Annotated in this window: 22 protein-coding genes and 1 riboswitch; of the genes, 16 read left to right on the plus strand and 6 right to left on the minus strand. The window is 49.7% G+C overall.

Annotated features, from left to right (window positions below; translation table 11 throughout):
* Positions 1-30: 30 nt before the first annotated feature.
* The 4 genes from FQV30_RS01375 to FQV30_RS01390 form a co-directional block, all read right to left on the minus strand.
* Positions 31-774, minus strand: a complete 744-nt coding sequence (locus FQV30_RS01375; RefSeq protein ID WP_146498355.1) for an ABC transporter ATP-binding protein — start codon at positions 772-774, stop codon at positions 31-33.
* Position 775: 1 nt separating this feature from the next.
* A complete protein-coding gene (locus FQV30_RS01380) occupies positions 776-2,407 on the minus strand; it encodes an ABC transporter permease (protein WP_146498356.1) in 1,632 nt (543 codons plus the stop codon).
* Positions 2,408-2,479: 72 nt separating this feature from the next.
* On the minus strand, positions 2,480-3,547 hold the full coding sequence (locus FQV30_RS01385; RefSeq protein ID WP_146498357.1) for a Fe(3+) ABC transporter substrate-binding protein: 1,068 nt from the start codon (positions 3,545-3,547) through the stop codon (positions 2,480-2,482).
* Positions 3,548-3,949: 402 nt separating this feature from the next.
* Positions 3,950-4,855, minus strand: a complete 906-nt coding sequence (locus FQV30_RS01390; RefSeq protein ID WP_146498358.1) for a peptidase MA family metallohydrolase — start codon at positions 4,853-4,855, stop codon at positions 3,950-3,952.
* 277 nt (positions 4,856-5,132) lie between these two features.
* On the opposite strand from FQV30_RS01390, the gene FQV30_RS01395 reads away from it, so the two are divergent.
* On the plus strand, positions 5,133-5,612 hold the full coding sequence (locus FQV30_RS01395) for a DUF2975 domain-containing protein (RefSeq protein WP_146498359.1): 480 nt from the start codon (positions 5,133-5,135) through the stop codon (positions 5,610-5,612).
* 9 nt (positions 5,613-5,621) lie between these two features.
* A complete protein-coding gene (locus FQV30_RS01400; protein WP_146498360.1) occupies positions 5,622-5,846 on the plus strand; it encodes a helix-turn-helix domain-containing protein in 225 nt (74 codons plus the stop codon).
* A 96-nt stretch (positions 5,847-5,942) separates the two neighbouring features.
* On the opposite strand, the gene FQV30_RS01405 is transcribed toward FQV30_RS01400, so the two are convergent.
* Positions 5,943-6,617 carry a sulfite oxidase-like oxidoreductase gene (locus FQV30_RS01405; protein WP_146498361.1) on the minus strand — a complete coding sequence of 225 codons (675 nt, stop codon included), beginning with the start codon at positions 6,615-6,617 and terminating at the stop codon, positions 5,943-5,945.
* Between the two features lie 92 nt (positions 6,618-6,709).
* A riboswitch (SAM riboswitch) is annotated at positions 6,710-6,814 on the minus strand.
* A gap of 169 nt (positions 6,815-6,983) precedes the next feature.
* Here FQV30_RS01405 and modA point away from each other — a divergent pair.
* The 5 genes from modA to FQV30_RS01430 all read left to right on the plus strand — a co-directional run bounded on the left by modA (position 6,984) and on the right by FQV30_RS01430 (position 10,753).
* Positions 6,984-7,757 carry a molybdate ABC transporter substrate-binding protein gene (gene modA / locus FQV30_RS01410; protein WP_146498362.1) on the plus strand — a complete coding sequence of 258 codons (774 nt, stop codon included), beginning with the start codon at positions 6,984-6,986 and terminating at the stop codon, positions 7,755-7,757.
* Positions 7,754-8,437: a molybdate ABC transporter permease subunit gene (modB, locus tag FQV30_RS01415; protein WP_146498363.1), complete on the plus strand. Its 684-nt coding sequence runs from the start codon at positions 7,754-7,756 to the stop codon at positions 8,435-8,437. The genes modA and modB overlap by 4 nt, the downstream gene beginning before the upstream one ends.
* A 5-nt stretch (positions 8,438-8,442) precedes the next feature.
* On the plus strand, positions 8,443-9,075 hold the full coding sequence (locus tag FQV30_RS01420; RefSeq protein ID WP_146499533.1) for an ATP-binding cassette domain-containing protein: 633 nt from the start codon (positions 8,443-8,445) through the stop codon (positions 9,073-9,075).
* A 122-nt stretch (positions 9,076-9,197) separates the two neighbouring features.
* A complete protein-coding gene (locus tag FQV30_RS01425) occupies positions 9,198-10,217 on the plus strand; it encodes a ThiF family adenylyltransferase (protein ID WP_146498364.1) in 1,020 nt (339 codons plus the stop codon).
* Positions 10,218-10,237: 20 nt separating this feature from the next.
* Positions 10,238-10,753 carry a MogA/MoaB family molybdenum cofactor biosynthesis protein gene (locus FQV30_RS01430; RefSeq protein WP_146498365.1) on the plus strand — a complete coding sequence of 172 codons (516 nt, stop codon included), beginning with the start codon at positions 10,238-10,240 and terminating at the stop codon, positions 10,751-10,753.
* On the opposite strand, the gene moaC is transcribed toward FQV30_RS01430, so the two are convergent.
* Positions 10,738-11,226, minus strand: coding sequence for a cyclic pyranopterin monophosphate synthase MoaC (moaC, locus tag FQV30_RS01435; RefSeq protein WP_146498366.1), 489 nt, complete (start codon positions 11,224-11,226; stop codon positions 10,738-10,740). The two genes, FQV30_RS01430 and moaC, sit on opposite strands and share 16 nt — an antisense overlap.
* A 64-nt stretch (positions 11,227-11,290) precedes the next feature.
* On the opposite strand from moaC, the gene FQV30_RS01440 reads away from it, so the two are divergent.
* The 9 genes from FQV30_RS01440 to FQV30_RS01475 all read left to right on the plus strand — a co-directional run bounded on the left by FQV30_RS01440 (position 11,291) and on the right by FQV30_RS01475 (position 17,542).
* The gene (locus FQV30_RS01440) at positions 11,291-12,535 is read left to right on the plus strand and encodes a molybdopterin molybdotransferase MoeA (protein ID WP_146499534.1); all 1,245 of its coding nucleotides are present in this window, start codon (positions 11,291-11,293) and stop codon (positions 12,533-12,535) included.
* Positions 12,523-13,044: a molybdopterin-guanine dinucleotide biosynthesis protein B gene (mobB, locus tag FQV30_RS01445; protein ID WP_146498367.1), complete on the plus strand. Its 522-nt coding sequence runs from the start codon at positions 12,523-12,525 to the stop codon at positions 13,042-13,044. Before FQV30_RS01440 ends, mobB begins: the two co-directional genes overlap by 13 nt.
* Positions 13,031-13,471: a molybdenum cofactor biosynthesis protein MoaE gene (locus FQV30_RS01450; RefSeq protein WP_146498368.1), complete on the plus strand. Its 441-nt coding sequence runs from the start codon at positions 13,031-13,033 to the stop codon at positions 13,469-13,471. The genes mobB and FQV30_RS01450 overlap by 14 nt, the downstream gene beginning before the upstream one ends.
* Positions 13,468-13,701 carry a molybdopterin converting factor subunit 1 gene (moaD, locus tag FQV30_RS01455; protein ID WP_146498369.1) on the plus strand — a complete coding sequence of 78 codons (234 nt, stop codon included), beginning with the start codon at positions 13,468-13,470 and terminating at the stop codon, positions 13,699-13,701. Before FQV30_RS01450 ends, moaD begins: the two co-directional genes overlap by 4 nt.
* Positions 13,698-14,261: a molybdenum cofactor guanylyltransferase gene (gene mobA, locus FQV30_RS01460; RefSeq protein ID WP_146498370.1), complete on the plus strand. Its 564-nt coding sequence runs from the start codon at positions 13,698-13,700 to the stop codon at positions 14,259-14,261. The genes moaD and mobA overlap by 4 nt, the downstream gene beginning before the upstream one ends.
* A gap of 19 nt (positions 14,262-14,280) precedes the next feature.
* On the plus strand, positions 14,281-15,297 hold the full coding sequence (gene moaA / locus FQV30_RS01465) for a GTP 3',8-cyclase MoaA (protein WP_222434307.1): 1,017 nt from the start codon (positions 14,281-14,283) through the stop codon (positions 15,295-15,297).
* Positions 15,298-15,835: 538 nt separating this feature from the next.
* Complete coding sequence (locus FQV30_RS01470; RefSeq protein ID WP_146498372.1) at positions 15,836-16,069, plus strand: DUF1871 family protein; 234 nt, start codon at positions 15,836-15,838, stop codon at positions 16,067-16,069.
* Positions 16,070-16,245: 176 nt separating this feature from the next.
* Positions 16,246-16,416, plus strand: coding sequence for a hypothetical protein (locus FQV30_RS17835; RefSeq protein WP_186725490.1), 171 nt, complete (start codon positions 16,246-16,248; stop codon positions 16,414-16,416).
* Positions 16,417-17,200: 784 nt separating this feature from the next.
* Entirely contained in the window at positions 17,201-17,542 is a 342-nt protein-coding gene (locus FQV30_RS01475; RefSeq protein WP_146498373.1) for a hypothetical protein, read from the plus strand.
* The last annotated feature ends 224 nt before the right edge of the window (positions 17,543-17,766 follow it).

Genomic DNA, 17,766 nt, shown 5'->3' on the forward strand with positions numbered 1-17,766 from the left:
ACCGCTCCTATGAGCGGTGTTTCTTCATATTCAGATTCTGACCAACTCTTCTTCGGCCACGGTTTCTTTGGACGACAGCGCTGCTTGGCTGTATGTATCCAGCATATCGCACGGACGGCCTATGAAGTTTATACGGCCATCCTGGATTTTGACGATCCGGTCGGCAAGCACATAGGCATCTTTTTCATCGTGCGTCACAAAAATAGATGTAATGTCCGCTTTTTTCAGGATGTCCCGCAAGTCTTTGCGGATTTTCTCCTGGAGCTCCGCATCCAGGTTGCTGAACGGTTCATCAAGCAGAATAAGGGATGGGTTCGGGGCGATGGCCCGGGCAATCGCGATGCGCTGCTGCTGGCCTCCGCTTAACTGATGCGGATAGCGCTTGCCGTAACCCTCGAGTTCCACCAGTTCAAGAACTTCCTGCAGCCGTTTTTTCTTTTCCGCTTTTTTCAACCGGAACAAGCCGAACAGGATATTTTCAGCAACCGTCAAATGGGGAAACAAGGCATAATCCTGGAACACCATGCCGATTCCGCGCTTTTCCGGCTGCAGAAAGGTCTTGTCGTCGAAAAGAACTTTGTCTTCGATCTTAAAGCTGCCTTTTTCGGGTTTCTCCAATCCTGCCAGCAGGCGCAGCAAGGTGCTTTTTCCGCTTCCGCTTTTTCCAAGAATCGAAATCACTTCCCCTTTGTGGATGGTAAGAGAGAATTTGTCCAGGGCAGCAGCGGATTTTCTTGAATAGGAAAAACAGACATTCTCGATGGCGACATACATGCTAATCCAACTCCTTTTCCAAAAACTTATAAAACAAGACAATGGCCAAGGCACTAATTCCGACAATCAACAGCGAAGCCTGGGAAGCTTCCATGATTTTCTCATCACTTGCATACTGGAAAGCTTTTGTGGAAAGGGTATCGAAATTGAAAGGGCGCAAGATCAAAGTCAGCGGAATCTCTTTCAGAACATCGATGAAAACCAGGATAAAGCCGCTGAAGATGGCACCTTTCAACATAGGCACATCAATTTTGAAGAACGTTTTTGTCAGCCCTGCACCGAGAAGGCGGGAAGCATCCCTGAAGTCCGTTCCGATTTTATCGTATCCGGTCTCAATCGAATGGAACCCGATGGCGAAAAAGCGGATGATAAAGGCGGTGATGAGAAGCACTAAGCTTACACTCAAAACAAGCGTTGTCTCAAAGCCTGCCATCCTGTAGAGCGGTGCCAGAAACCGGTCGAGTGCGATAAAGGAGGTGACCGCCGCCACTGCAATCACTGCCCCCGGAATAGAGTAGCCGAGAACGGTCAGTTTCGGGAGCAGCTTGGCGAGGCGGCCATGCACGAGCCGTGAAAAGTTGCCGACGACCAATGCCAAAATGATGATCAGCGAGGCGCTGATTCCGGCGACGGCAACCGAATTTCCCGCATAGGCCATGAATTCTTCCAGCGGAATGGTCCCGAAAGTCAGGATTGTCCAATCCGCCAGCTGCAGAACCGGGATGAAAAAGCCGAGGGTCAGAACCAGAAAGCCATAGCTCGCTGCTGCAAAGCCCTTCCAGCCAGTAAGCGGGATCAACGATAACGGGCGCACTTTTGTTGTTGCATAACTATAGCGGCGTTTGCCGCGCATGATTTTTTCGATCAATAATATCAAAATGACAAAGCCCATCAACGAGGCGGCCAATTTGATGGAGGACTCAAGATCCCCAAGCCCGAACCACGTCTGGAAAATGGCTGTCGTAAAGGTTTGAATTCCATAGTATTTTACCACACCGTAATCATTCAGCACTTCCAGGACCACCAAGCTTGCACCGCCGATAATGGAAATCCGGGAAATTGGAATGACCACTTGGAAAAATGTCTGCCATGGGCCTTTGCCCAGCAGCCGGGTGCTTTCGATCAAGGAAGCGGACTGCTTGGACAGGAAAACTTGCGTGATCGTATAGACGTAAGGATACAAAAATATCGTGTAGATGAAAATTGCGCCGGGCAGATTCATGATGTCAAAATGGGCGGGATTCAATCTCATGCCCAAGCCTTCGCGAAGCGCTGTCTGGATGATGCCGGTGTAATTGAAGATGCCATGGTACGTATAAGCACCGATAAAAGGCGGAATGGAAAGGGGCAGGATCAAAGCCCATTTCAGAAACCGGCGCAGCGGGAATTGGTACTGGGCAACAAGCCAAGCCAGGCTCAAGCCGATGAAGATAGTCGACAGGGCCGTAATGGAAATCAAAATCAAGGAAGTTTTGACGAATTTCCATAACACGAATTCCTTCATATGTTCCCAGTTATCATTGGTGGGGGTGAAAAAGCCTGCCACAATTGTCAGGTTAGGCAAAAACAGCAGGATAATGATCGCAGTAGCCGACACCGTCCAGATATTCAGGTTAGCCATTCTTCTTTGCACGTTTTTCCTTCCCCCTTCCAATGACAAGAAATCCCTTGCTGTGAAAAACACAGCAAGGGTCGTTTAGTTTGATTATTTCCAGCCGACTTCATTGAAAATCAAGATCGATTTGGCGTTGTTTTCACCAAGAACAGACAACGGGATGTCCTGTTCTTTGAACTCGCCCCATGAAGCCAATAGTTCTGCCGGTTCAACAGATTCGTTCACCGGGTATTCATAGTTTGCTTCTGCAAATGTTCCTTGTGCTTCAGGAGCTGACAGGAACTCAAGCAATTGGATGGCATTTTCTTTGTGTTTAGCGTTTTTAACGACGCCGGCACCGCTGACGTTCACATGTGTTCCTGTCGTTTCCTGGTTAGGGAAGAATACGCCAAGGCCTTCTGCCACTTTCACTTCTTCCGGATCTTCGGAATTCAGCATTTGCCCGAAATAGTAAGTGTTCATGACGGCGACGTCGCCGACTCCGGCCATAATGGCTTTCGCTTGGTCGCGGTCTCCGCCTTCAGGGTCACGCGCAAAGTTATTGACCAGGCCTGCTGCCCATTCCTTTGCTTTTTCCTCGCCGTTAATTTCGATGAAAGAAGCCAACAGCGATTGGTTATAGATGTTATCTGATCCGCGGATCAAGACGCGGCCATTCCACTTGTCTTCAGTCAAAGCTTCGTAAGTCGACAATTCCTCAGGTTTTACCGTTTCTTTATTGTAGACAATAACACGGGCGCGTTTTGTCAGGCCGTACCACATTTGGTCTGTGTCGCGGAAGTTCCCAGGGATTTGTTCATCCAGCACATCGCTTGAAACGGCTTGCAGCAATCCATCATCTTTCGCGCGGAACAGCCGGCCCGCATCCGCAGTCAGGAACAGATCCGCTTCTGTGCCGTCGCCTTCACGTTTGATGCGCTCAAGCAATTCATCCGCTTCCCCTTTGATGAGGTTCACCTTGATGCCTGTCTCTTCTTCAAACTTCTTATACAACTCATCGTCTACGTCATAATGCCGTGCAGTATATAGATTTACTTCCTTGCTTTCCTTCGTTTCTTCAGAAGCGGTACCTGAAGCTTTTTCTGGTGCCGCATTGCTGCCGCATGCCGATAAAACAAGAAGCAATAAAGCCAGTACAAGATAAAATGCCTTTTTCATTGATGTCTCTCCCTTATTATGTAGTTGAATCTCAAATGAAAACGATTCTCAATCTCAATTATAGGGCGCTAATTGAGAAAGTCAACAGCCTTTTTGTGTTTTATTAAAAATTTCAGATTTTAATAAATTAATTATAGTGGGAAGGGAGAAAAAGGCCTTTAATGGTTCTTTCTTATAGGCAAAATGGCTAAAAAATTAACTGTGGGCGCTTTAGCGTATTTCCACGCCTTTTTTCAAGGTTTTTTTAATTTCCACATGAGCTTCTAAGGTTCTTACATGACGATTCAAGCCCTCTACATGCACGACTCATGTTTTTATATAACCTGCTGAAGCATCCGCCATAAAAAGAGGCAGCCTGATAAACTCTGCGAGGAGCAGGTTTCATCAGGCCGCCTTTTTCAGTTACTTCAGGTAATGCGATTTCAATGCTAGTTCAAATTCCGGCAGCGTCATGCCGGTCAATTCCAATAAGCTTTTCTCGAAATCCTTGGTCCTGCCTACGGATTCGATCAGTTCGTTGAGCGAATCTTCACCGTATTGATTGACCAGGAATTTGACCGCAAAATAGCTTTGTTCGTAAACATTCGCCTTGTCCCTGAACCGCGCTTTTTGCCATTGGTCGTGGGTTGTCAGTTTCTCGAGCGGGACGTCCTGGAAATAGGAATGCTCGACCCGGATCTTGTCATTGCCTATATATTCCGCTATCCCTTCATGGAACCAGACGGGGTAGAGCGTGGAGTCGTCCGCTTTCGTCTGGTCTATTTTCCGTTCAAACGCATAGTGGGTGTATTCATGCAGAATGTTCTTCTGAAAACGGTATAAGGCCAGCTCCTCTCCGGCCAAAATCGATTCTTTGTTGTAGTAGATGATGCCAAGCAGGCGCTCGAATTCCGAATAGAACCCGGATATATTTTTCAGATCGGAAAGCTGGCCCATATCGGCATCATTTTCAAAAACGATAATGTCCAGATTTTGCTCATCCAATTCTCCGAACAGTTCCCCGTTGCGTTCCATCGCCCAGTCCAAGGTATCTCTCGTAAGGGGAAGGAGAGGAGAGAAATCGCTTTCATAATAGATGGAAATGTGATGGTGGTCTTCCCGAAGGTTCGTCTCTTTCAGCTGCCTTTCAGCTGCGCTGTCGAAATTCGTATTGACGAGCATCTTGATGGACTGGAAATAAGTCAGATCCTCTTGCGTTTTTTCCTCAAGAAATTTGCTGAGAAAAATACTTCCGCCAACCAGGACAATGCCCAGTAAAACAATGATGCTTGATAGAATAAGCGGCAGTATTTTAAGTGAGGTTTTCATTTCGTCTCCCTTCTTTCTGACATTGGCAGTCTTTTTGTTTTTTCATCCGAACAAACCTAAAAGGGCGTTTATATCTATATTAGCCAAAATCGCTGCCTTTCAATCCTTGGATGGGAAGGGCGGCCAGTAAAATTTATCGCCGGGCAGGAGCGGGTTTGTCTATCGGCTTCTTTAGCCAAAGGAAAAATAAAAAACTGAAAATCAACAATATTTTATTGTAAAACGATAAATACTTTGTTAGAATCAATGTAATCACTAAACAAGCGAGGTGCTTTATATGAAACGGGAAACACTTTTTTTGAAGGCGGTTATTATTCTTATGGCGTTGCCGGCGCTTGCGATTTGCATCTTTGTGGTGCCTCCGCTTTCGTCCTTTGTCGCGGAAGTCATACCGAAAATGGCTTTTTTGCAATACGTCTTTTTGATTTCGATGTACGCGTCGGCAATCGCGTATTTTGCGGCTTTATACCAGACGCTGAAGCTTTTAAGCTATATCGACAGGAACGTCGCCTTCTCGGAATTGTCAGTGAAGGCCTTGAAGAATATCAAACTTTGTGCAATTGCCATTACGGGATTCTTTTTACTGTCCTTGCCGATCATCATGTACGTGGCGGAAGTGGATGACGCTCCGGGTCTCGGAGGGCTTGGGATGATCATTTCGTTCGGCGCATTCGTAATAGCGGTGTTCGCGGCTGTTCTTCAAAAGCTGCTGCAGAATGCCATTGATATCAAATCTGAAAACGATTTAACGGTCTGAGGTGAAATTATGGCGATTATAATCAATATTGACGTGATGCTCGCGAAACGGAAAATGAGCGTGACCGAACTTTCGGAGCGCGTCGGAATTACGATGGCCAATTTGTCCATCCTGAAAAACGGTAAAGCGAAAGCGGTCCGGCTGTCGACACTGGAAGCGATCTGCAAAGCGCTCGACTGTCAGCCCGGGGACATTCTGGAGTACCAAAAAGACGAAATCGCATCAGACAAGTGAAAAAATGGATTTGAATGCCAAAAAGCCTGGTCGAAATTGAATTTCGACCGGGCTTTTTTTGATGTCGCCAAAGAACGGGCTGTCCAGCTGAACGCATCAGTCGAACTCTTTCTTTTCCCATTCATCTTCCGGAATCTCCAGGTCCTCGCCGGAGAAGCGTTCCTCTTTGAACGGATCGCCGTTCAAATGGAAGCCGTTCTGTTCCCAGAATCCCGGCTGGTTTTCGTCGATGAATTCGATGCCGCGCACCCATTTGACGCTTTTCCAGAAATAGAGGTGAGGCACAACAAAGCGGAGCGGGTAGCCGTGCTTGGCAGTCAACGGTTCGCCGTCCAGCGAATGGGCGAGAAGAACGTCTTCCCGGTCCAGGTCGCTGAGCAGCACATTTGTCGTATAGTCATAGTCGCCGTGAAGCATGACATACCCGCTTTTTGGCGTAATGCCCAGCTCCTTCATAAGATCCTGGAAGCGGACGCCAGTGAATGTGTTGTCAAAACGCGACCAGCGGGTGACGCAGTGGATGTCGCGCGTCATTGTCGTTTGCGGCATGCGCAGAATATCGTCATATGACAGCACCACTTCCCGGTCGGTGAGGCCGAAAATCTTCAATGTCCATTCACTCATGTCATAGACTGGCACTTCCCCTTCGTGGAGAACAGGGAAGCGTTCGGTCAGCACCTGGCCTGGCGGAAGGCGCTTCGCCAGAGCCGGGTCTATGTCTGCCGTCGGGACTCTTGTCCGTTTGATGCGTTCTGCTTTGGTTAATTTCATGGGATCACTCCTCTATTTGTGTGTGCAGATTTCAACAATAAAAACCTCTTCCTAAGAGGAGGAAGAGGTGGGCTTTCGCAACGGTGCACTCTTCCTCATCTTTCAGGACAAGCCGTCCTGCTGGATTTGGCACCATACTACAATATAGCGGTTGCCGGGCGTCATCGGGCCATTCCCTCTGCCTCTCTTGATAAGGATCTGTAGTTTATATAATTTTCTAACAAGATTATTTTAACGAATAAAGCGAACTGTTACAATGGAAGAACCAAATTATTTTGGAAAAGGCTGTGGGCAGGGCTTACGGGAGACAGACGGTTGACATCGAAAAGCCGGTCCTTTAGGTTTGAGGATAGAGGAGTTAGAAGAATGAAAAAATTGATCATCATGACAATACTGGCGGCTTTTCTGCTGGGAGCCTGCGGCCAGCCGGAAGCCGGAAATGATAATAAACTGCTGATTTCTGCGGCGTCGAGTTTATCGGGCGTCATGGAAAAAGCGGCGTCGGAATTCCGGAAAACCGGTCAGGACGTTGAGCTTTCCTTCAACTACGGCTCTTCGAGCAAGTTGAGGGCCCAGCTTGAACAAGGAGCGCCGGTGGACCTCTTTTTATCGGCAAGCGAAGCCGACATGAAATTGCTGGAAGAGCAGCAGCTGATCCAGAAAGACACTGTGGTGCCGTTTGCAAAAAACCGGCTCGTGCTGGCCTCAAGTGCCGAGTTGGCGGAAAGCGCCGAGTTCGGTGCACTTTTGGAGGATGTTGAAACCATTGCGGTCGGGGAGCCGGAAAGCGTGCCGCTCGGCCGCTATACAAAAGAAGTGCTCGAAGGCTTGGAGCTATGGAATTCGCTCGACGGCAAGCTGGTGTATGCCAAAGATGCGCGCCAGGTGCTGACGTATGTGGAAAGCGGAAATGCGGCGCTTGGCATCGTCTATGCATCCGATGCCGCCACCTCGGAAAAAATAATGGGCATCGCGGAATTTCCGGAAGACCGGGAGCCTGTCGTTTATCCGGGCGGGATTGCGTCCGGCAGCCAAAACCGGGAAGCGGCTGAAGCGTTCCTGAAATTCCTGGCGGGGCCGGAAGGGCAGAAGCTCTTTCAGGAATTCGGCTTCATATCGGCAAGCGGGGAAGGGTCATGATGGCGTACGATATGTCGCCGCTGTTTCTGTCGCTGAAAGTCGCCGTGATTTCCACGTTTTTCGTCTTTTTCGCAAGCATCGCCTTGGCACGCTTGATGAGCCGCCGCGAGTTCTTCGGCAAAAGCGCCATTGAGGCGCTTATTCTGTTGCCTTTGGTCCTGCCGCCGACAGTCATCGGCTTCGGGCTCATTGTGCTGTTCGGGACGAATGGGCCGCTTGGCAGCCTGCTTGAAAACTGGTTCGGGATCCGCATCGTCTTCACCTGGACCGGCGCGGCCATTGCGTCGTTCGTCGTCTCGCTGCCGCTCATGTACCAAAGCGTCATAGCAGCTTTTGAAAAAGTCGACCCGCGCTGGGAAAATGTCGCCCGGACAATGGGCGTCTCCGAATGGCGGGTGTTCCGGACCATCACGTTTCCGCTTGCCTGGCCGGGGATCCTCGCGGGTCTGATCATGGCGTTTGCACGGGGCATCGGCGAATTCGGGGCGACTTTGATGATTGCCGGCTATATTCCGGGAGTGACGGAAACGGTGCCGCTCGCCATCTATTTCGCCTATGAAGCAGGGGATATGGAAAAAGCGGCGTTCTGGGTCATCGTCATATCCGCGGTCGGGATCGCCGCCATCACCTGGGTCAATTATTGGCGCAAAAAAACAGCGGTCCGCATCGGAAGGGAGTGACGCGTATGCTGACGGTCGATTTCCAAAAAACTTTAGAGCATTTTGAACTGGCTGTCCAGTTCCGGCTGGAGGATGAAATCATGGCGCTTGTCGGCTCTTCGGGTTCCGGCAAGACGACGCTGCTCAATTGCATCGCTGGCATAGACCAGCCGGACCGCGGCGAAATCATTTTGAACAGCCGGGATTTTTATAAAGAAGGGAAAAAGCCGATGAAAATCCAGCAGCGGAAAGTCGGCTACCTGTTCCAGGACTATGCCTTGTTTCCGCATATTTCGGTAGAGGAGAACATCCTGTACGGCACATCGCGCGGTTCGGATCTGTCGCATGTGACGGAACTGACCGACATACTCGGCATCCGCAGGTTGCTGCCAAAATACCCGCACCAGATTTCAGGCGGGGAAAAGCAGCGTGTGGCGCTGACACGGGCATTGGCTGCAAAGCCGGACATTTTGCTGCTTGATGAACCGTTTTCGGCACTCGACGATGACAATACGCGCCGCTGCCAGGACGAATTGGTGCGCATCCATGAGCGCTGGAAGATACCGGTGATTTTTGTCACGCACCGGAAAGCCGACGCGGAACGCTTGGCGGACCGGGTCGTCCGGATTGAAAAAGGCCATATGACCGAACAACTGTAGGCGAGCTTTCCCGGGATTTCGGGAAAGCTTTTTTGTAATCAGGCGTTAGCTGTTCAGCAAGAGCAGCGCCCGTGGTAAGCTTAAAGCATAAACATCGGAGTGAAGGAAAGGGGGAACCGCGAATGGAAGAGCGCTATTCCAGGCAGACATTATTCAAGCCCATAGGCCAAAGCGGACAGGCGTTAATAGGGGATGCCACCGTCACCATTGTCGGCTGCGGCGCGCTCGGCTCGGCGATTGCCGAAACGTTGACGCGTGCCGGTGTGGGTGAGATCCATCTTGTCGACCGCGACTATGTCGAAGTTTCGAATCTGCAGCGCCAGCAGCTGTTTACGGAGCAGGACGCGAAAGACATGATGCCGAAAGTGGCGGCTGCCGAACTGCGCCTAAAGGCGATCCGCAGCGACTTGCGGCTTTTTACGTATCTTGACAATCTGGATGCCGTGCTGATGGAGAAACTGATTGCCCAAAGCGATTTGGTCATGGATGCGACGGACAATTTCGAAACCCGTCTGCTGATTAACGACGCTTCCGCCAAATACGGAGTGCCGTGGATTTACGGCGCCTGCGTCGGCAGTTCCGGCGTCATCTTTCCGTTCATTCCGGGAGAAACCGGCTGTTTCCGCTGCTTGATGCCGGTGCTGCCCGCTGTCAATGAAACCTGCGATACAGTAGGCATCATTTCGCCGGCTGTCCAAGTGACTGCGGCGCTGCAAAGCGCTGAAGCGATGAAGTGGCTGAGCGGCAACCAAGGCGCTATGCGGAAGAAAGTCCATCATTTCAATTTGTGGGACAACACGCAGCTGGATATCGGTATCTCTCGCATCCGAAACCCGGCTTGCGAAACTTGCGGAGCAGAGCCGGCTTATCCATCGCTGGATAAAACGGCCGAGCGTGCTTACGCCGTGCTTTGCGGCAGGGACGCTGTGCAGGTGCTGCCGGATGTGACGCGGCCAATCACTCTGGAAGACGCGGAAAAAGCGGGACGGAATCTGGACGCGAAAGTGAAGCGCACGCCCTACTTTGTGGAGCTGCACGCTTTTGGCCACCGCATGGTCCTGTTCGGCAACGGCCGGCTTTTGATCCACGGCATCCGCAGCATTTCCGAAGGGCGGAAATTGTACCATCAATTGTTTGGGTGAAACGGAAAGGGAGAAACGCGATGTCTGAATCCTTTAAGCATGAAAAACAAATCCGCCTGGCGGTGCTGACCGTCAGCGATACGCGGACCGAAGAGACCGACCTCGGCGGAAAGCTTGTCCGGAAATTGGCGGAAGAAAAAGGGCTGCATGTGGCAGCTTATGGAATCGTGCCGGATGATGCGCAGCGCATCCGGCAGGCGGTGGAGGACTGGCTGCAGGAAGAGAAAGTGGATGTTATAGTGACGACCGGAGGGACCGGGATCGCCAAGCGGGATGTGACGCTTGAAGCTGTGAGTCCGCTGTTTGAGAAGCAGTTGGACGGTTTCGGTGAACTATTCCGTTACGTCAGCTTCTCGGAAGATGTCGGCACAAAAGCGCTTCTGAGCCGCGCGGCGGCAGGTGTGGCGGGTGACAAAGCCATCTTTGTCCTGCCGGGTTCCCGTGGGGCAGTGAAGCTTGCAATGACGCGGCTTGTTCTTCCGGAAATACGGCACATCGTTTTTGAGCTGACGAAGCACCATCAGCCCCGGGAATAGTCACCCGACTTGCCGCCTGTTTTTTCAAGCAGCATCGTCGGCCCGATGACCATTTCCTTGCCGGCTGCCTTGCACATGTCGTAGATGGTCAGCGCCGCAGCCGATGCCGCAGTGAGAGCTTCCATTTCGACGCCGGTCGGCCCTTTTGTCTTGACCGTAGCGAGCAAAAGCACTTCAAAATGGCCCGCCGCTTCGTCGACATTCCAGTCGAACCGGATATCGACGCCGCTTAATGCAAGCGGGTGGCACATCGGGATGATCTGCGCCGTGTTTTTTGCGGCCATGATGCCGGCCACTTGCGCAACCGCAAAAACGTCGCCTTTCTTGTTCGTGCCGTCCTTGATCTGGCGGTAAATGGCTTCGTTGATGACGACTGAAGATTTGGCGCGCGCCGTGCGGACCGTGTCGGTTTTTTCGGAAACGTCGACCATCTTGGCGCGTCCTTGTTCATTGAAATGAGTCAGTTCAGACAACGGAATCATCCTTTCATAATAGATTATGTCCAGTATAGCAGAACTGGCGGAGGAGTTGAGAGCAGTGGTGGAACACCGAAAACCGATTCCGGTGGCGGAAGCCGTGGAACGGGTGATTAAAAAAGCGCAGGCGCTCGGAACAGAACGGGTAGCGCTTGGCGACAGCTATGGACGGATTTTGGCGGAGCCGGTAAAGGCCTCCCATGATGTACCGCCGTTCAACCGGTCGCCCTATGACGGCTTTGCCATCCGGTCGCAAGATTCGGCCGGGGCATCCGGCGAAAACCGCAAAAGGTTCGAAGTGATCGACCATATCGGGGCAGGCGCCGTTTCCGGGAAAACGGTACAAGAAGGAGAGGCGGTGCGCATCATGACCGGTGCGCCGCTGCCTGCGGGTACAGACTCGGTCGTCATGTTCGAGCAGACGGTCGATTCCGGCTCTTCAATCACTATCCGGAAACCGTTTGAGGCGCTCGAGAACGTATCGCTGCAAGGGGAAGACATGCAAAAAGGCGACGCCATTATTGAAAGCGGCAGTTTTATCCATCCCGGAACCGTAGCGGTGCTCGCGACATTTGGCTACGCAGAAGTTATTGTGGCAAGACTGCCCGTGGTCGGCATCCTGTCGACCGGTACTGAACTCTTAGACGTAAGCGAACCGCTAGTGCCCGGCAAAATCCGCAACAGCAACGGCCCGATGATCGCAGCGCAGCTAATGCGCATGGGCATCCGCTGCAGAACATACGGCATGTCGGCTGACGATTTGGATGCAAGCTTTGCGGTGGTGAAACAGGCAGCGGAAGAAACCGACATCCTGATCACGACCGGCGGCGTCTCAGTCGGCGACTTCGATTTTCTGCCGGCAATCTACGAACGTCTGGGCGCCGACGTGCTGTTCAATAAAGTCGCCATGCGCCCGGGGAGTGTCACGACTGTGGCAGTGGCGAACGGCAAGTATCTTTTCGGCCTGTCCGGCAATCCTTCCGCTTGTTTTACCGGCTTTGAACTGTTCGTCCGTCCGGCGATCCTGAAAATGATGGGAGCGGACAAGCTATATTTGCCGCACACTCAAGCGGTGCTTGCGGAAGATTTCGAAAAGCCGAACCCGTTCACCCGCTTTATACGGGCCGCTTATGACGGCGCGTCCGTCCAACCGGCCGGCTTCAATATGTCGAACGCGGTATCCTCCATCGCCCGCGGCAACGCGCTCATCGTGTTGCCGGGCGGGACTCGGGGCTATCAGGCGGGTACGATGGTCGATGTCCTGCTCCTTGGCGTGGAGGAAGGGTCAAACGAATGGGCGCTGTAAAAATACTGCAGATTGTAGGTTTTAAAAACAGCGGGAAAACCGCTTTGCTGTCCCGTTTGATCGGCATAGCAAAGGAAAACGGCAAGGCCGTCTCCGCCATCAAGCACCACGGCCACGGCGGCCCGCCTGAGATGCCGCCCGGAACAGCAGACAGCACGCGTTTTTTTGATGCCGGAGCGGAGAGTTCGATTGTCTGCGGCGGCGGGGTCATCCAGCTGCATCAGCGGCAAAGGGATTCAGGGTTGGACAGTTTGATCCCGATGGCGCTTATGGCAAAGCCGGATTTCATCCTTGTCGAAGGCTATAAGAAAGCGGAATATGACAAAATCGTCCTCGTCCGTTCGGAAGAAGATTGGGTGGAGCTGAAACGGCTCCAAGGGATAATTCTTGTGCTAGCGCCCGAAGGCTTACGTATGGGCGAAGTTGAAACGATGGAGCGGAATGGCGCACAAGAGCTCGAAAATTGGTTTTTGAAATGGATGGAAGGTGAAAAAGATGAAAGCATTTGAAGTGGTGACAGAACCGATCAATCCGCAAATCTACGCAGATTTCGTACTGCGTCCGGAAGCGGGTGCGGTAACCTTGTTCACGGGGCATGTCCGGGAATGGACAAAAGGGGTCCGGACGTTGTATCTTGCTTATGAAGCATACGTGCCGATGGCCGAGAAAAAGCTGGCGCAAATCGGGCGTGAAATCGAAGAAAAATGGCCAGGCGCACAAGCCGCGATCGCGCATCGCATCGGTGAACTGCAGATCAGCGACATCGCCGTTGTCATCGCCGTGTCGTCGCCTCACCGCAAAGCGGCGTATGAAGCGAACGAGTACGCAATCGAACGGATCAAGGAAATCGTGCCGATCTGGAAAAAAGAGATCTGGGAAGACGGCGAAGAATGGATCGGTGACCAAAAGAAAAAGCCGGAGGGGGGAAACCAATGATTACGTTGCATTATTTTGCGGGACTCCGTGAACTGACGGGCACGTCCCAGGAACAGGCGGACCTTGCCGGCAAAACGGTCGAGGAGCTTATGGAATGGGCAGCCGACAAATACCCGGGCATCGAAAGGGCTTCAGCGCGAGTCGCCATCAACGAGGAATACGCCCTGCCGGCAGATGTTCTTGAAGACGGTGACGCCGCGGCATTTATTCCGCCGGTAAGCGGCGGATGACCGAACGGATCGGCATTCTGCTTTCGGGCGGCGAGTCACGGCGCTTCGGTTCGCCAAAAGCGTTCGCGGAGATCGATGGCGAAAAGTTCTACGAAAGAGCGTATCAGGCGCTGGATGCGGTATGCGACCGGGTTGTCATCGTATCCCATCCCGAACTTCAGCCCCGTTTTCCAATGGAATTGGACGTTATTACAGATCTTCCGGCTGTTGCGGGACAAGGGCCGCTTGCCGGCATTTTGACAGCAATGACCCAGAGACCGGGCAGCTGCTACATCGTCCTGCCGTGCGATATGCCGTTTGTCACTTCTGCTGAAACCGCAAGGCTCGTCGAACAGATGGATAAAACGCAGAACATCACAGCCATCCGGACACCGGATGCAAGGGTGCCGCTGTTCAGCATCTGGAAAACCGGCCTCCAAAAAGCGCTCAAGAAAGAACTTGAGGCTGGAGGCCGGCGCGTCATGGTATTCATGGAAAAAGCCGGCACCGCTTGGCTCGATTCTGCAGTGATCAACGGAGACTCAAGCGTTTTCCGCAACATCAACAGACCGGATGAATAGAAAGGGAGGTGCACCGCAGATGAATGCCAATCCGCTAACTGACAAACTCGGGCGGCCGATCCGCGATCTCCGGATTTCGGTGACGGACCGCTGCAATTTCCGCTGCTCCTACTGCATGCCAAAAGAAATATTCGGCGATGACTATGCCTTCTTGCCGAAGCAGGAACTGCTGTCGTTTGAAGAGATCCACCGGCTGACAAAACTGTTCGTCTCGATGGGCGTCAAGAAAATCCGGCTGACCGGCGGCGAGCCGCTCATGCGGCGCGGCCTCCCGGAACTCGTCGGTAAAATCTTGTCTGTTGAGGGTGTGGAAGATATTGGCCTGACCACAAACGGCCTGCTTCTTGGCCAGCACGCGCAGCCGCTTTATGATGCAGGCCTGAGAAGGCTGAACATCAGCCTGGATGCGCTGGAACCGGGACTTTTCGGCAAGCTGAACGGCCGAGGCGTCGAACCGTCGCGCATCCTCAAGCAGATCGACTATGCCAAGTCGGTCGGCTTCGACATCAAAGTCAACATGGTCGTCCAAAAAGGCGTCAACGAAGATGAAATCCTGCCGATGGCCGCTTATTTCAAGGAACGCGGCATTACATTGCGCTTTATCGAATTCATGGATGTCGGCAATGACAACGGCTGGAGCTTCGAAAAAGTGGTGACGAAAAAGCAAATCCTCGAAAAGCTTCAGACGGTTTACGAACTCGAGCCGGTCGATGAGGATTATTTCGGGGAAGTCGCGAAGCGCTACCGTTTCAAAGGCAGCGACTCCCAGGTCGGCTTTATCACGTCGGTATCGGAATCGTTCTGTTCCTCGTGCACGCGCGCACGGCTGTCGTCCGATGGCAAGTTCTATACGTGCCTGTTCGCAACAAACGGCTTCGATATCCGGGAACTGCTGCGCGGCGGCTTGAATGACGAAGAACTCTATCGGGCGATCAGCGGCGTCTGGGAAGGCCGGGCGGACCGCTATTCCGATGAACGGACAGAACAGACCGCCAAAAACCGCAGGAAAATCGGCATGTCGTATATCGGCGGCTGATTTTCCTGAAGTTTGATTGGCAAAAATAAAATGGATTTCCCGCTAAACCGCTCATCCGTACATGGATAAGCGGTTTTTCTTATGGAAATGCAGATTGGGAAAATACGAGCTTGCTGCAGAATCGAGAGTGAAGTGGAGTGTTCGAAGCTTTCGATTTTTAGAGTTTCTATGAATTGGGGATTTCCTTAGCTTTCAATTGAAAGTTGTGGGTTTAAACTTTGCTGCTGATGAGCAAAACCGTTCATAATTGTATAGGCGAGAATCGCGAACGATCGTAAAGTGTTTGACACGTTTACGAACGTTCTTTTCTTTGTTTACAGCCCTTTTTAAAGTGTTCGGAAACGTGTACTTTTACGAACGGTTTTATTCAAGAAAGCAAAGGTGATTATTTCATCTACATATTATGGGAATTAATGTTAGTCTAAATGTAGATGATATTTGAAAGTGAATGCAAATTAAGTGCAGTTAAGTTACCTGCGGTTTCGCTAGAAATAAGGCGTTACTAGAAAAACTAAAGCACAGATTAAGGGGACGGGCTATGAATGACTATAAATTTGTAAAAAGTATCATTGATGAATGGGATCCGATTGGTTTTTTGGATCTTGGGTGCCCGGAGGACGAATACGACCCTGAAATCAGAGATATTGTAGAGCTCTTGCCTCATGTGAAATCGATTGATGAACTTGCATTAAGAATCAGGCAAGTTTTTATAAAATGGTTTGAGGAATTTCTATCAATCGAAAAGTGCTATCCGATAGCTTTGAAAATATAGTAGGCTGCTAAAAAAAAGATTTCTTTTTTAGTACATACAAATGTAACTTAATGGTAATTGTTTTACATTCAGATTCCATTCTATTGCCTTAGTAAAGATTTTAAGCTTGGATAGGAAGAGAAGTAAAAGTAGATATCTTATGGAGTAATATGATTTTAATGGGGGGAGGTTTCCTAATGACCAAGTACTTAAAAGATGCACTCACAGTGGCATTAGTAACATTTGTAGTATCAGTTATTTTGCACCTTATTCTCTTTGGAGAAGTAAGATGGATTCCACTTATTAGCATCATTTTGATTATATATGTTGGAAGATTATTCATACAACCTAACTTAAAAAGAAATTAGACAAGTTCAGTATTACACTGAGGCTTATTCAACTTTAGCTGTTCTATCTATAATGTGAATGTAACTTATTATGAATTAAGTTACACTCAGATTCTCGGAATAAGCAGTATCAATATGCTATTTGATTACCGATCTACCGATACCAAGCAATAAAAACCGCATAAATATATGCGGTTTAAGGCGAAGTTATATTTCAAAAGAGATAGATTCTTTTTTTCTTAAAAATTCGTCTATAAGGAAAAACAATACTGCTATGAACGCAGTTAAGATCATCACAAGAAAAAAGAAAGAAAGCAAGCAAGCCGAATCCAATATGCACTAAAAAAAAGGTATATACGATATTTTCTAACATTCGCTGTAACTAAATCAGCCAATAATGAAACAGGTTTTCTATAGACAATGCTTCCTAACAAGCAATAAAACAATACAAGAACAGAGAAAGTGAAATTAATACTAGATCCTGCTACCACTGTTTTTATATCAAGAATTAACTACAAAAAGGTGAAGAATAAAGAGGTATAAAGGGCAACTTTACTTTTTCTAATTACAAGTAAGGGTTGATAAAGGTTTATACGTATCTTTGGTAAAAACGTTAACCCAATAATAGCTAAAACAACTTTTATTTGGATAGATTCTAATCCAACTCAGATAATAAAATAAATCAGTGTAACGATGGAGGTATACAGAAAAAGTCAAAAATTCTTCAACTCTCAGCACCTATAGGATAGTCGTGTATCATCATATCGAATTATACAAAAGGAGTAATTTAGAGAGGACTGAGGAAATGAAAAGGAAAACATTTTCGCTGTTTGCAGCCTCACTGCTTCTTATAAGCGGAATTTTTTGCTATACAATATTTTTTTCTTACCAACCTTCTGAGGAGGTATCGGATTTCCCTGTTCCCAAAAAAGCCGAATTGATAGAAGCAAATCGACATGCCAGAACTTATAATTGGGCTCCGGCATCTGAGGAGAATGGCATTCCATTCGGGTATAAAATAGTTCTGAAAGTTAACGGATGGGAAGAGCAGGAGAGAGAAGGAGCGTCTGTGATCTACACAAAAGGGGACAAACAAGTCGATGTTATTTCTCAGACACAGTTATTAATCCTTCGCGATATGGAATAACTTCAATGTAGATAGTTTAAGAAGCGATGGAATACTGCATTAAGCAGTAAACCATCTCAAAATGAATGATAAACCGCAGCGATTCAGCAATTCATATTTTAACTCTCTGGTCCACATATCTCTAGGTTATTGGAAGCGATAAGGTCCATTAATACAAGAAAAAGAAAAAAAGGACAAGTTCAATATGAATTGTTTAGGCCATACTGTGGAAAAGCTAAGGACTT

The organism is Planomicrobium sp. CPCC 101110, from assembly GCF_007859395.1.
Lineage (GTDB): Bacteria > Bacillota > Bacilli > Bacillales_A > Planococcaceae > Planococcus.